The 12,800-nt window shown below is 68.7% G+C and carries 11 protein-coding genes; 2 read left to right on the top strand and 9 right to left on the bottom strand.

Features of this window, described 5'->3' with window-relative positions; genetic code table 11:
• Positions 1-161: 161 nt before the first annotated feature.
• Complete coding sequence (locus AB0L75_RS37430; protein ID WP_365190475.1) at positions 162-1,133, bottom strand: YafY family protein; 972 nt, start codon at positions 1,131-1,133, stop codon at positions 162-164.
• A gap of 100 nt (positions 1,134-1,233) precedes the next feature.
• Here AB0L75_RS37430 and AB0L75_RS37425 point away from each other — a divergent pair, with 100 nt between their 5' ends.
• Positions 1,234-1,842 (top strand): TIGR03086 family metal-binding protein, encoded by a 609-nt coding sequence (locus tag AB0L75_RS37425; protein ID WP_365190473.1) that lies wholly within the window; start codon positions 1,234-1,236, stop codon positions 1,840-1,842.
• 3 nt (positions 1,843-1,845) lie between these two features.
• Here the strand turns inward: AB0L75_RS37425 and AB0L75_RS37420 are convergent, their stop codons facing one another.
• Complete coding sequence (locus AB0L75_RS37420) at positions 1,846-2,742, bottom strand: thioesterase family protein (protein WP_365190471.1); 897 nt, start codon at positions 2,740-2,742, stop codon at positions 1,846-1,848.
• A gap of 163 nt (positions 2,743-2,905) precedes the next feature.
• Here AB0L75_RS37420 and AB0L75_RS37415 point away from each other — a divergent pair, with 163 nt between their 5' ends.
• Positions 2,906-4,195, top strand: a complete 1,290-nt coding sequence (locus AB0L75_RS37415; protein ID WP_365190469.1) for an alpha/beta hydrolase-fold protein — start codon at positions 2,906-2,908, stop codon at positions 4,193-4,195.
• Here AB0L75_RS37415 and AB0L75_RS37410 read toward each other — a convergent pair.
• The 7 genes from AB0L75_RS37410 to AB0L75_RS37380 form a co-directional block, all read right to left on the bottom strand.
• The gene (locus AB0L75_RS37410; protein WP_365190467.1) at positions 4,104-4,763 is read right to left on the bottom strand and encodes a trimeric intracellular cation channel family protein; all 660 of its coding nucleotides are present in this window, start codon (positions 4,761-4,763) and stop codon (positions 4,104-4,106) included. The two genes, AB0L75_RS37415 and AB0L75_RS37410, sit on opposite strands and share 92 nt — an antisense overlap.
• A gap of 47 nt (positions 4,764-4,810) precedes the next feature.
• Positions 4,811-6,202, bottom strand: coding sequence for a M1 family metallopeptidase (locus AB0L75_RS37405; protein ID WP_365190465.1), 1,392 nt, complete (start codon positions 6,200-6,202; stop codon positions 4,811-4,813).
• A gap of 99 nt (positions 6,203-6,301) precedes the next feature.
• Complete coding sequence (locus AB0L75_RS37400; protein ID WP_365190463.1) at positions 6,302-7,615, bottom strand: dipeptide ABC transporter ATP-binding protein; 1,314 nt, start codon at positions 7,613-7,615, stop codon at positions 6,302-6,304.
• 23 nt (positions 7,616-7,638) lie between these two features.
• Entirely contained in the window at positions 7,639-8,736 is a 1,098-nt protein-coding gene (locus tag AB0L75_RS37395) for an ABC transporter ATP-binding protein (RefSeq protein WP_365190461.1), read from the bottom strand.
• Positions 8,733-9,731, bottom strand: coding sequence for an ABC transporter permease (locus AB0L75_RS37390; RefSeq protein WP_365190459.1), 999 nt, complete (start codon positions 9,729-9,731; stop codon positions 8,733-8,735). Before AB0L75_RS37390 ends, AB0L75_RS37395 begins: the two co-directional genes overlap by 4 nt.
• 110 nt (positions 9,732-9,841) lie before the next feature.
• Complete coding sequence (locus tag AB0L75_RS37385; RefSeq protein WP_365190457.1) at positions 9,842-11,629, bottom strand: ABC transporter substrate-binding protein; 1,788 nt, start codon at positions 11,627-11,629, stop codon at positions 9,842-9,844.
• 70 nt (positions 11,630-11,699) lie between these two features.
• Positions 11,700-12,707 (bottom strand): ABC transporter permease, encoded by a 1,008-nt coding sequence (locus tag AB0L75_RS37380; protein WP_365190455.1) that lies wholly within the window; start codon positions 12,705-12,707, stop codon positions 11,700-11,702.
• Between the last annotated feature and the right edge of the window lie 93 nt (positions 12,708-12,800).

The following is a 12,800-nucleotide window of genomic DNA, read 5'->3' as shown; positions in this document are numbered from 1 at the left end:
GACAAACACGACCGACTCAGCACCCTCATCAACACCAGACCACTGCCCCGCACAAACATGGATGCATTACCACACTGCAGATGAAAACGACCTCTGAGAGCCGCACTCAACCAGCGGCGCCTTGGCGGCACTTGGGCTCGCCCTGTGCGCCGGCTGTCAGTTCAGGGGCCCGGGGCCCGCTGGTACAAGGCCGTGACGGAACGGGCCGCCGCCAGCAGTTCCGCGCGGGCCTCGGGCGGGTCCAGCACCTCCACGTGGTCGGCGAACGCGAGGAGTTGGCGGACCGCGCCCAGCACCGGGTAGGCCAGCCGGGCGGTGACCCACTCGCTCTCGCCGTCGTCGTCCGGCCCAGCGGCCAGATGGGCGGCGGCCACCCGCCGGAACATGTCCAGCCGCTCCCGCCGTACCCGCACGGTCACCTCGATCCCGCCCTCCCGCTCCTCCACCTGGCGGCGCAACACCTCCCAGGCGTCGGCGAGTTCCACGCCGGGACGCCGCCGCACGGGTTCGTCGAGCCGGCGGGCCGTGCGGATGCGGTCGGCCCGGAACAGTTGCGGCGCGCCGCGGCGGTCGGCGACCAGGTACCAGACGCCGGCCTTGGCGACCAGGCCGTACGGATCCACGGTGTACGTCCGCGGCTCGCGCTCCCCGCTGTGCCGGTAGCGCAGCCTGAGGCGCCGGTCGGAGAAGACCGCGTCCTGGAGCGCCTCCAGGTCGACGGCCTGCTGGGGGCCGCTCTTCCAGCGGGTGGCGTCCACCAGGATGCGGCGGCTGGTCACCTCGGCGGCGGGCCGGTGCGGCGCCGGCAACGCGGCCATCACCTTGCGCAGGGCCGAGCCGAGGGCCGCGTCGAGCCCGAGCGCGGCATGGGCGCCCTGCGCGGCCAGGATGAACAGGGCGCGGGACTCGTCGGCGGTCAGTCCGGTGACATCGGTGCGGAAGCCGGCGAGGAGTTCGATGCCGCCGTGCCGGCCGCGCTCGGCGTACACCGGGACGCCGGAGGCCGACAGCGCCTCGATGTCCCGGTAGATGGTGCGGACCGACACCTCCAGCCGGTCGGCGAGTTCAGATGCGGGGACGCGGCCCCGGGTCTGCAGGAGCAGCAGGATCGACAGCAGCCGGTCGGACTTCAAGCGCCCAGGATCCCGCCGCGGTACGGCTCGCGCAAATGTTGACGGTACTTGTCAGGTTATCCGGGGATGCTCGGTGCACCGACTCACCGAGAGGCACATCATGACGAACGTGGTCACCGATCCCCGGCCCCTGTACCTCCGCGCCACCGAGCAGGCGGCCGCCCTCATCAGGACCGTGCGCCCCGAAGACCTCACCCTGCCGACCCCCTGTACCGAGTTCGACGTACGCGGTCTGCTGGGCCACATCGTCGGTGGCACCCGGCGCATCGCGGTGGTCGGCGAGGGCGGTGACGGGCTCGCCGTCGACCCGACCACCGAGGGCGTCGAGGACGACGGCTGGGCGGCGGCCTACGACGAGGTGCGCGCACGTGCGGTGAAGGCTTGGGAGAGCGACGAGCGGATGACGGCGGCGGTGCGGGTGCCGTGGGGCGAGGTCCCCGGCCAGGCGGCGCTGTCGGGCTATGTGATGGAGATCGTCACCCACACCTGGGACCTCGTCGAGGCCCTCGGGCACTCGCGCGGACCCGCCCTCGAACTCGACCCCGAACTCGCCCGGTTCGCCCTCGCCACGGCCCGCAGGGTACTCCCGGACAGCCGGCCCCGCGGCGAGGACACCCCCTTCGACCCCCGCCAGGACTGCCCGCAGGACGCCACCTCCTACGACCAGCTGGCGGCCTGGCTCGGCCGGACACCCCTGAACCGCCCCTGACGGTCAGACGATTCTGGCGCGGGCCAGCTGGCGGGACTGGGCGACCAGGCGGTTCTCGGTGTCCCAGACCTCGGCGTCCTCCTCCAGGAAGCCGCCGGCCAAGTTGCGGGTGGTGATGGAGACACGGAGGGGGCCCGGGGCGGGGCGGTGTCGGACGTGGACGGTCAGTTCCACCGTGGGGACCCAGCCCTTGAGGCCGATCTCGAAGGCGGTGGGGGGCAGCGCGTCCACCGCCAGGAGCAGGGAGAGGGGGTCGGCGTCGCGGCCGTCGGCCAGGCCGAACCAGGCGCGCATCTCGCCCTTGCCGGAGGGCGCGCCGAGCGCCCAGCCGAGGGTCGAGGGGTCCAGCTTGAGCATCAGGCGGTCGGCGATCGCCGAGCTGCCCTCGACCGGGGTGGGGCTGTCGTCCGGGCCGAAGCACTGGTCCAGGGGCGGGATCGGCGGCGGGGTCGCCGTCGTGCGGACGTCGTCGGGGAGGGCGGCGAGGTCGCCGTAGGAGGCGAGGACGCGGATGCGTTCGACCTCGTTGCCCTCGGCGTCGTGCTGGTAGAGGGAGGCCTGGCCGGTGGAGAGGGTGCGGCCGGTGCGGACCTGCTGCGTACGGATCACCGCGGGGCCCGGCTGGGAGGCGGTCAGGTAGTGCGCGGAGATGGTGAAGGGGTCCGGGTGCGGCAGCGTGTCCGCGAGGGCCCGGCCGAGCACGGCCAGCAGATAGCCGCCGTTGACGGCGCTGATGATGGTCCAGCCGGCCGAGAGGTCGATGTCGTAGACGCCGGGCTCGCGCCGGGTGACCGCGGTGTCGCGGTCGAACTCGCTCTCGCCGATCACGGCCCGCGACGGGGGTCCCCCAGCCCGAGCCAAGCCGAGAGCCGGGGAGGGTGCGGAAGCTGCTTCTGGCATGGATGAACGGTACAACAGGAAACTACTAAGCGGTAGCTTTGTAGATGTCCGGCGGATGACGGAGTAGTGTCGGATCCCTCGGGCGAGTGAGGTTCCGGCAATTTCTCGGTAAGTGTCCGGACACGTCCACAACCTTGAGCCGCCGATTCCCCTCTATGGGGACATGAGCCTCACCGGGACTCCGTTCCTCTACACGACCATCGTGCTGGCCGTGGTCGCACTGATACTGCCGCTCGTCCTGTGGTCGCGCGTGCGCGGGCCCAAGCCCCTGCGTACCGCGGCCCGGCTGCTGATGCTCCTGTTCGCCCAGGGCACCGCCGTCACGCTGATCTTCGTGATGGTCAACAACCAGAACAACCTGTACGACAACTGGGCCGACCTGCTCGGCACCGGCGACCACGTCCAGCAGGCCCAGGACCTGGGCCGGGACGGGACCGGCGGCATAGCGGTGAAACGGTTGCCCAAGGTCAAGCAGACCTTCACAGCGGCCGACGGTCCCGGTATGCACGCGGCCGGCGGAGTGAAGGTCACCCAGCTCAAGGGCCGGGTCTCCGGGGTGAACGCCGAGGTCTACGTCTGGCTGCCGCCGCAGTACAACGACCCGGCCTACCGCAACAAGAAGTTCCCGGTGGTGGAGCTGCTGCCTGGCTATCCCGGTTCGGCCAAGGCCTGGTTCGGCTCCATGAAGGCGCACGAGCAGCTGCTGCCGCTGATGCAGAGCGGCCAGGTCGCGCCGTTCATCCTGGTCGCCCCGCGCACCAACCTGCTGGCCGGCGTGGACACCGGCTGCGCGAACATCCCCGGTCAGGTCAACGCCGACACCTGGCTCAGCATCGACGTGCCCAAGATGGTCACGGACAACTTCCGCGCCGAGCCGGCGCCGCAGGGCTGGGGCGTGGCCGGGTACTCGGCGGGCGCCCACTGCGCGATCAAGCTGGCCGTGGCGCACCCCGACCGCTACCGGGCCGCGGTGAGCCTGTCCGGCTACAACGACCCGATCGGTGAGCGCAACTCCCTCGCCGCGCAGAACCCCACCGTGCGCAACGAGAACAACCCCTACATGATCCTGAAGAAGCAGGCCGTGCCGCCGCGGATCGCGCTCTACGTCTCCGGTGAGACCGGCGACGGCTACCAGGCGGGCGTGGCGCTGGAGTCCATCGCCAAGGCGCCGACGACCGTGCACGTGGTGTTCCTGCCGCGCAGCGCGGGCGGCCACAACATGGCGCTGTGGCGGCCCCAGGTCGACACGGTGTTCCGCTGGCTGACCCTGCAGATGGGCCAGAACCACGCCAAGGGGCAGGACCGGTCTCTTACCGGACCCACGGGTTCCGTCGCCGGGAACGCCGCCGGGACCACCGGGACTACTCCTCGGTCACCGTCGACCGCCGGTTCCACGCGCGCGGAGCTCGCCAGTGGTACCGCATCGCGAGCAGGCGCAGCACGAAAGCCGTGACGGCGGCGAGTCCGCTGGTGAACGGGGTGAGGACGTCGTAGCGCAGGCACAGCACCACCATGGTGGCGCCGACGATCGCTGGGACCGCGTACAGATCGCGGTCCCAGCGCAGCAGTGAGGGCACCTCGTTGGCCAGCACGTCCCGGAGCACACCGCCGCCGACGGCGGTGGCGAGGCCGAGTGTCGCCGACGCGGTCAGGTTGAGGCCGTAGCTGTACGCCTTCGTCGTACCGCTGACGCAGAACAGGCCGAGACCGGCCGCGTCGAAGACCAGCACCGCCGACTGGATGCGTTCCACGTGCGGGTGCAGGAAGAAGACGACCAGCGCGGCGAACAGCGGGGTCACGAAGTATCCGAGGTCGGTGAAGGCGGCCGGGGGTACGGCTCCGATGATCAGGTCGCGGAACAGCCCTCCGCCCAGCGCGGTCACCTCGGCGAGTACGGCGATGCCGAACACGTCGAAGTTCTTGCGGACGGCCAGCAGCGCGCCGGAGATGGCGAACACGAAGATGCCGATGACATCGAGCGTGTGCTGGACGGAGGGACTGAAGATCTGCTGGAGCTGCACCCCGGTATTCTCACCTGCCGAACGACGTGAACCTTACAAAGCCAGGCTCACAGGGCGGGTTTCCCTGTGGTGAACAGCCAGGTGTCGAAGAGGCCGTCCAGCTGCTGCCCGCTGACGCGCTCGGCGAGGCGGATGAAGTCGGCGGTGTTCGCGTTGCCGTACCGGTGGAGCTTGGTCCAGGCGGGCAGCAGCTTGAAGAAGGCCTGGTCGCCGATCCGTTCCCGGAGCATCTGCAGCGTCATCGCGCCGCGCTGGTAGACGGCGGAGGCGAACATCGTGTCGCGCTGCGGGTCGGCCACCTTGGTCTGCCAGAAGCTGTCGTCCGCCTGGCGGGCGTTGTAGGCGGCGAGGAAGGAGTCGTGGGCCGAGCGGGTGCCCTGGTGCTCCGCCCACAGCCACTGGGCGTAGCTGGCGAAGCCCTCGTTGAGCCAGATGTCCTTCCACTGGTCGACGCTCACCGAGTCGCCGAACCACTGGTGGGCCAGCTCGTGCACGATCGTCGACTCGCTGCGCACCGCCGAGTAGGCGGGCTTGCTCTGCACCTCCAGCGAGAACCCGGCCTCGGGCATGTCGTCGACGATCGCGCCGGTCTCCTCGAACGGGTACGGCCCGAAGACCTGCGACCAGTAGTCGGTCGCGGCGGCCGTCACGGCGTACACGTCGACCTTGTTGCTGTTCTTCAGGACGGGGTCGATCGCCACGTAGATCGGGGTGCCGCCGGGGGTCCGTCCGGTGCGCACGTCGAACTTCCCGATGGTGGCGGTGGCGAGGTACGTCGCCATCGGCCTGGACTCGCGCCAGTGGCTGTACGTCGAGCCGCCCTTGTCGTACGTCGACACGAGCCGGCCGTTGGAGACGCCGGTCAGGCCCTTGGGCGCCTTGATCCGGATGTCGTAGGTGGCCTTGTCGGAGGGGTGGTCGCTGGACGGGAACCAGGTGGAGGCGGCGTTGGGCTCGCAGGCGACGAAGACACCGTCGGCGGTCTTCATCCAGCCGTACTTGGAGCCGAACACGATGGGTCCGCTGAGGGGCTGCGGTACGCCGCCGTAGGCGACGGTCACCCGGAAGGTGCGGCCCCGGGCGAGGCTGTGGCGCGGGGTGATGACGAGTTCGTCGCCGGTGCGGGTGAACTCGGCGCGTCTGCCGTCGACTTCGACCCGGCTGACGTCCAGCTGCTGCAGGTCCAGATCGAAGGAGGACAGGTTCTGGGTGGCGCGGGCGGTGAGGGTCGTACGGCCGTCCAGGCGGCCGGTGCCGGGGGCGTAGGCGACGTCGAGGTCGTAGTGGAGGGCGTCGAAACCGCCGTTGCCCAGCTGCGGGAAGTAGGGGTCGCCGATGCCGGGGGCGCCGGGGGTGGGTGCGGGTGCGGCAGCGATGAGGAGGAAGGAGGCCGCGGCGGTGACCAGTGCTCCTGAGCGTGCCGAACGGGAGAGTGCCATGGTCGTCCCTTTCGAGCGTGTACCGATCAGTGGTCGGACACGGACGACTCTGCACTCTCCCGATCAGACATGTGCATGACTTTGCCGGACTGTCATGCGCTACTTGTCGGTTGACTCCTGGGAGTCGGACGCCGTCTCGGGCTCGGACTCGGACTCGGACGCGGACTCGGAAGCCTCGGCGGCGGCCTCTTCGGCACCGGACTCGGCAGCGGCCTCCTCCGAGGTCTCTTCCGCAGCCTCCTCCGAGGCCTCTTCCGAGGTCTCCTCCGCCAGCTCCGCAGCCACGGCCGCCGACGTCTCCGCCGACTCCGCGAGGACCTCGTCGGCGACCAGCTCCGCCGCCTCCTTCGCGGCGCTCAGCAGCACCGTGTCCTGCGGGGCCTGGTCCTCGAAGTTCTCCGGGTGGTGGCAGGCGACCCGCTGACCGAGCTTCAGCTCCAGCAGCGCGGGCTCCGTGGTCCGGCAGATCTCCGTCGCCTTCCAGCACCGGGTGTGGAAGCGGCAGCCCGAGGGCGGCGAGATCGGCGAGGGCACGTCGCCCTTGAGCAGGATGCGCTCGCTCTTCGCGTTCTTCCGCTTCGGGTCCGGGATCGGCACCGCCGACATCAGCGCCTTGGTGTACGGGTGCATCGGCGCCTTGTACAGCGATTCCCGGTCGGCCAGTTCGACGATCTTGCCGAGGTACATCACCGCGATGCGGTCCGAGACGTGCCGGACCACCGAGAGGTCGTGCGCGATGATCACATACGTCAGGCCCAGCTCCTCCTGGAGGTCGTCCATGAGGTTCACGACCTGCGCCTGGATCGACACGTCCAGCGCGGAGACCGGCTCGTCCGCGACGACCAGCTTCGGCTTCAGGGCGAGCGCGCGGGCGATGCCGATGCGCTGGCGCTGACCGCCGGAGAACTCGTGCGGATAGCGGTTGTAGTGCTCGGGGTTGAGGCCGACCACCGACAGCAGCCGCTGCACTTCCTTCTTGACGCCGCCCTCGGGCTCGACGCCCTGGAGGCGGAAGGGGGCACCGACGATCGTGCCGATGGTGTGGCGCGGGTTCAGCGACGAGTACGGGTCCTGGAAGATCATCTGCACGTCGCGGCGCATGGGACGCATGCCGTTCACGCCAAGGTGCGTGATGTCCTTGCCCTCGAACTCGATGCTGCCGGCGGTCGGTTCGAGCAGCCGGGTGATCAGCCGGCCCATCGTCGACTTGCCGCAGCCCGACTCGCCCACGACACCGAGGGTTTCGCCGGAGCGGACCTCGAAGTCGAGCCCGTCGACGGCGCGCACGGCGCCGACCTGTCGCTGGAACAGGCCCTTCTTGATGGGGAAGTGCTTCTGCAGCCCGGTCACCTTCAGCAGGGTCTCGCCGGGGGCGACGTCCTTGCTGAGGGTGGCCGCACCAGAGGCCTTCACTTCTTTGTCCTCTGTGTTCTCACTCACAGCTTCGGCGCAATCTCTTCGGTCCAGATCCGTTCCCGCTGCTCCTGCGACATATGGCAGGCGGCCCAGTGCTTGGTTCCGACCTCGGTCAGCTCCGGGCGGACCGTGCGGGTCAGGTTGTCCTTCGGGAGGTCCGCGTACGGGCAGCGCGGGTTGAAGGCGCAGCCGGACGGGATGTTGATCAGCGAGGGCGGGGAGCCCTTCACCGGGATCAGGCGCTCCTGCTGGTCGCGGTCCAGGCGCGGCATCGAGCCGAGCAGACCCCAGGTGTAGGGGTGGCGGGGCTCGTAGAACACCTTCTCGGCCGGACCGCGCTCGACGCAGCGGCCGCCGTACATCACCAGGATGTCGTCGGCCAGTTCGGCGACGACGCCCAGGTCGTGGGTGATGACGATGACCGCGGAGCCGAACTCCTTCTGCAGGTCGCGGATCAGGTCGAGGATCTGCGCCTGGACCGTCACGTCGAGCGCGGTGGTCGGCTCGTCCGCGATGAGCAGCTCGGGGTTGTTCACGAGCGACATGGCGATCATGGCGCGCTGGCGCATGCCGCCGGAGAACTCGTGCGGGTAGCTGTCCACCCGCTTGTCCGGCTGCGGGATGCCCACGCGGTCGAGCATCTCGATCGCCCGCTTGCGGGCGGTCTTCTTGTCGACGTCGTGGTGGATCCGGTACGCCTCCACGATCTGCGCGCCGATCGTGTAGTACGGGTGCAGCGCGGACAGCGGATCCTGGAAGATCATCGCCATCTCGCGGCCGCGCAGCTTGCGCACGTGGTCGGGGTCGGCGGACAGCAGCTCGGTGCCGTTCAGCCAGATCTCGCCGGAGATCTGCGCCTTGCGCTTGCCGTACTGGCCGGCGGTGTGCAGGCCCATGATGCCGAGCGAGGTCACGGACTTGCCGGAGCCGGACTCGCCCACGATGCCGAGGGTCTTGCCCTTCTCCAGCGTGAAGCTCAGGCCGTCGACGGACTTGACCAGACCGTCGTCGGTCGGGAAGTGCACCTTCAGGTCGCGCACTTCCAGGAAGGAGGTCGGCGCGGGCGAGGCGTCCGTGGGCTCGCCCACGGCCGCTCCGGTCTTGCTGAGTTCGGTCATGAGAGCCTCACTCGGGGGTCGATCACGGCGTACAGGACGTCCACCGCAAGGTTGGCGAGGAGCACCGCGAGGGAGGTGATCAGGGTGACGCCCAGGATGATGGGGAGGTCCTGGTTCTTGATGGCGGTCAGCACGGCCTGGCCGAGGCCGGGGATGCTGAACGTGGTCTCGGTGAGGATCGCACCGCCGATCAGGGCGCCGAGGTCCATGCCGAGCATGGTCAGGATCGGGGTCATCGTGGAGCGCATGGCGTGCTTGCCGATGACGACCGGCTCCGTGAGGCCCTTGGCGCGGGCGGTACGGATGTAGTCCTCACCGAGGATCTCCAGCATGGTGGCCCGGGTGATACGGGCGTACATCGCCGCGTACAGGAAGGCGAGGGTGATCCAGGGCAGGATCATGCCGCCGAGCCAGCCGGAGAAGCTGTCACCGAGGGAGACGTACTTGCCGTCGATCCAGTTCAGTCCGTAGCTGAAGATCGCCAGCGAGAGCAGACCGGTGAAGTAGATAGGCAGGGAGACACCGCTGAGGGCGATGACCATCGCGCCGCGGTCCCAGAGGCTGCCCCGCTTGAGGGCGGAGAGCACACCCGCCGCGACACCGAAGACCAGCCACAGCACGGCGGCGCCGAGCGCGAGCCCCAGGGTCACCGGGAAGCGGTCGGTCAGCACCGGCCAGACGGCCTGCTCGCTGCGGAAGGAGTAGCCGAAGCACGGCGCGGCACAGTGGGTGACATCGCCGCCGGCCGCGTAGGTGCGGCCCACGAAGATGCCCTTGAAGAAGTGCCAGACCTGCGCGTAGATCGGGTCGCTCAGACCCAGCTTCTCGCGCACCGCCGCGACGGCGTGCGGGTCCGCCTGCTTGCCCACGAAGCTCGTGGCGATGTCCACGCCCGCCCACTTGGGGACGAGGAAGAAGATGCTGAAGACCACCAGGATGATGACCACCAGCATCACTGCGGCGGCGAACAGCCGCCTGATGAGGTAAGCGAGCACAGCTAACGGCCCGCCGCGGACCGCGGGCCCCCGGAGGTCTTCCGGAGGGCCCGCGGCTCGCCGCGCCGGCCTTCACCTGCCTTTCGTGCCGTTCGGCGGGTGTGCCGGGTTTACTTCGAGGACTTCAGGCCGAGGTTGACGAAGTCGTAGTAACCGCTGTACGCGTTCGTCGTGTACACGTTGGCCACACGCGAGGAGCGGATGTTGAGCAGCCGCTCGAAGGTGAAGGGCAGGTAGTACGCGCCCTCCATGACCTTGTGGTTGATCTCCGTGGAGATCTGGGTCTTCTTCGACTCGTCCAGCGTGCCGGTGTACTGGTCGAACAGGCCGTCGATCGACTTGTCCTTGATCAGGGCGTAGTTGTTGTTACCGCTCTGCAGGATGTAGTTGCTGCTCCACAGCGGGATGCCGTAGCCCTGGACGGTCGGGAAGTCCGGTCCCCAGCCCATGATGATGATGCCGAGCTTCTTCTTCGCGACGTTCGACGGGGAGCCGATGATGCCGGGGGACTGCGAGCCGTCGTACTGGTAGATGTCGGCGTTGATGCCGACCTTCTTCAGCGCGGCCTGCAGGGACTCGGCCGTGGCCACTTCCTGCGTCTTGTTGTTGCGGACGGCGATCGTGGTCGAGAAGCCGTTCGGCTGACCGCAGGCCTTCAGCTCCTGCTTGGCCAGGTTGACGTTGCCGTTCTTGTTGGCACCGGAGATCTGGTACGGGTCGTACTTCTGGCCCTCGCCACCGGCGACCGACGGCGGGAGCATGTTGGTGCCGATGTCACCGCCGGCGACCGGGCCGCCGCGGGCGGTCTGCAGCGAGACGTGGTCGGCGGCGTAGATCACGGCCTTGCGGCAGTGGAGGTTGTCGAACGGCTTGACGCTCTGCGGGAAGACCGCGTAGCGGATGAAGCCGGAGACCGGGTTGTCCAGGTTGCCCTTGTGCTCCTTCAGGGCGATCTGGCGACCCTGCGGGCCAAGGCCGGTCTGCGAAGCGTCGATGTCGTAGTCGCCGTTGATCAGACGCTGGTCGGAGTCGGCCTGGTTGGTGGAGATGTCCAGGGTGATCTTGTCCGGGTACGCCTTGCGGACCGGGTCCGAGGACGCCTTCCAGCTGGTGTTGCGGACCAGGACCAGGTTCTTGCCCGGGCTGTACGACTCGAACTTGTACGGGCCCGAGGAGAACGGGTGCAGGCCGTACTTGGACTTGGTGTCCTTGTCCTGGCGGACCGGGGAGGCCGAGTTCATCGCCAGCACCTGGAGGAAGTCCGAGTTGGGCGTCGGCAGGTGGAAGACGATCGTCTTGGCGTCCGGCGTGTCGATCGCCTTCAGGCCCAGGTGGTCCTTCGCGGTGTCCTTGTACGGACCCTTGTAGGTGTTCTTCGGGTCCAGCATCTGCTGGAGGTAGATCGGACCGCCGGACAGGACGTCCTGCGCCCAGACGCGCTCGATGCCGTACTTGATGTCCTGGGAGGTGATCGGCTTGCCGTCCTCCCAGGTGATGCCGTCGCGCAGCGAGAAGGTGTAGGTCTTGCCGCCGTCCGAGACCTTGCCCATGTCGGTGGCGAGGTCCGGGGTGACCTTCGCGCCCTCGGCACCCGGCTCCGTCTTGTAGGTGAGCAGCTGGCGGCTGTAGTAGCGGGAGAAGTCCCACATGAAGCCGTAGTAGCCGCGCGTGGTGTCCCACGAGTCGGCGTCCTGCGTGCTCACGAACTTCAGGGTGCCGCCCTTTTTGGCCTGGTCGGCCTGGGCCACCTTGTTGTTCGCCGCGTCGAAGCCGGCTGCCCCGTCCTTCGAGCCGCCGCCGTTGCCTCCGCCGCACGCCGCCGTGGTCAGCAGCCCGGCGACCACTGCGGCAGCGGCAAGGGCCTGCTTGCGCCGCCCTGAGGTGCGTTGGGTAGTCACGATCTCGGATCCTCCGAACTTGATGAGAGACCCCGTGGATGAACTCACGGGACGCTTGGGGTACGGCACTTCAGCGCGAGCCCTTCGGGTCCAGCGCGTCGCGCACGCCGTCGCCGAAAAGGTTGAAGGCAAGAACCGTGATGAAGATCGCCACGCCGGGGATCACCATGTACATGGGGTCCGAGTCGTAGTAATCGATCGCGCTCGAGAGCATCTGCCCCCAGGAGGACGTGGGCGGCTTGACGCCCACGCCCAGGAAGCTGAGCGCCGCTTCGGTGAGGATGTTCGTGGGGATCATCATCGTCGTGTAGACGATGATGGGCGCGACGAGATTGGGCAGCAGTTCCTTGAAGAGGATGTAGAACTGCCCGGCGCCGAGCGAGCGGGCCGCCTCGACGTACTCGCGCTCACGCAGCGACAGCGTCTGGCCACGGACCACACGGCCGATGTACGGCCAGCCGAAGAAGCCGATGACCAGGATCATCACGAAGACGCGCACGCCCGTGCCGGTGAGTCCCAGCATCTGGTTGGGCATGACGGAGACCAGCGCGATGATGAACAGCAGCTGCGGGAAGGCCAGCAGGCCGTCCATGACGCGGCTGATGACCGAGTCCACCCAGCCGCCGAAGAAGCCCGCGAGGATGCCGAGGACGGTGCCCAGGATGACGGCGACCACGGCGGACAGGAAGCCGACGAGCAGCGAGATCTGGGCGCCGTAGAGGATGCGGGCGAAGATGTCGCGGCCGTTGACCGGCTCCACACCGAGCAGGTGGTCGCCGCTCATGCCGCCCAGGGAACCCTTGGGGGTGCTGAACAGCGGGTCGATCAGGCCCTGGTGGTAGACGTCCGGGTCCTGTCCGACGAGGCTCGTGATCACCGGTGCGAGCAGCGCGATCACGATCAGGAGAAGCACGACGACGCCGCCCGTCAGGGCGAGTTTGTCCCGCTTGAGCCGCTCCCAGGCGATTCGGCCCAGGGACCGGCCCTGGACGGCCTTCGCGCCGGTGGCCGCGACCGCAGCTTCCTCTGCCGCACCCGGGGCCGCTTCCGCGGTCGGCTCGTGCAATGGTGCCGTCATTAGGCTGGGACCCCTCTCAACCGGCGGTAACCGGCCCGCACTTGCCGCTGGTAGCGGCATCAAACAAGTCCGTCGTACACAGGGGCGAACCCC

Origin of the sequence: Streptomyces sp. NPDC052101 (assembly GCF_040680235.1) — a bacterium.
GTDB lineage: Bacteria > Actinomycetota > Actinomycetes > Streptomycetales > Streptomycetaceae > Streptomyces.
Note: the sequence above shows the minus strand (reverse complement) of the source record. Positions and strands in the feature narration are given on the sequence as shown.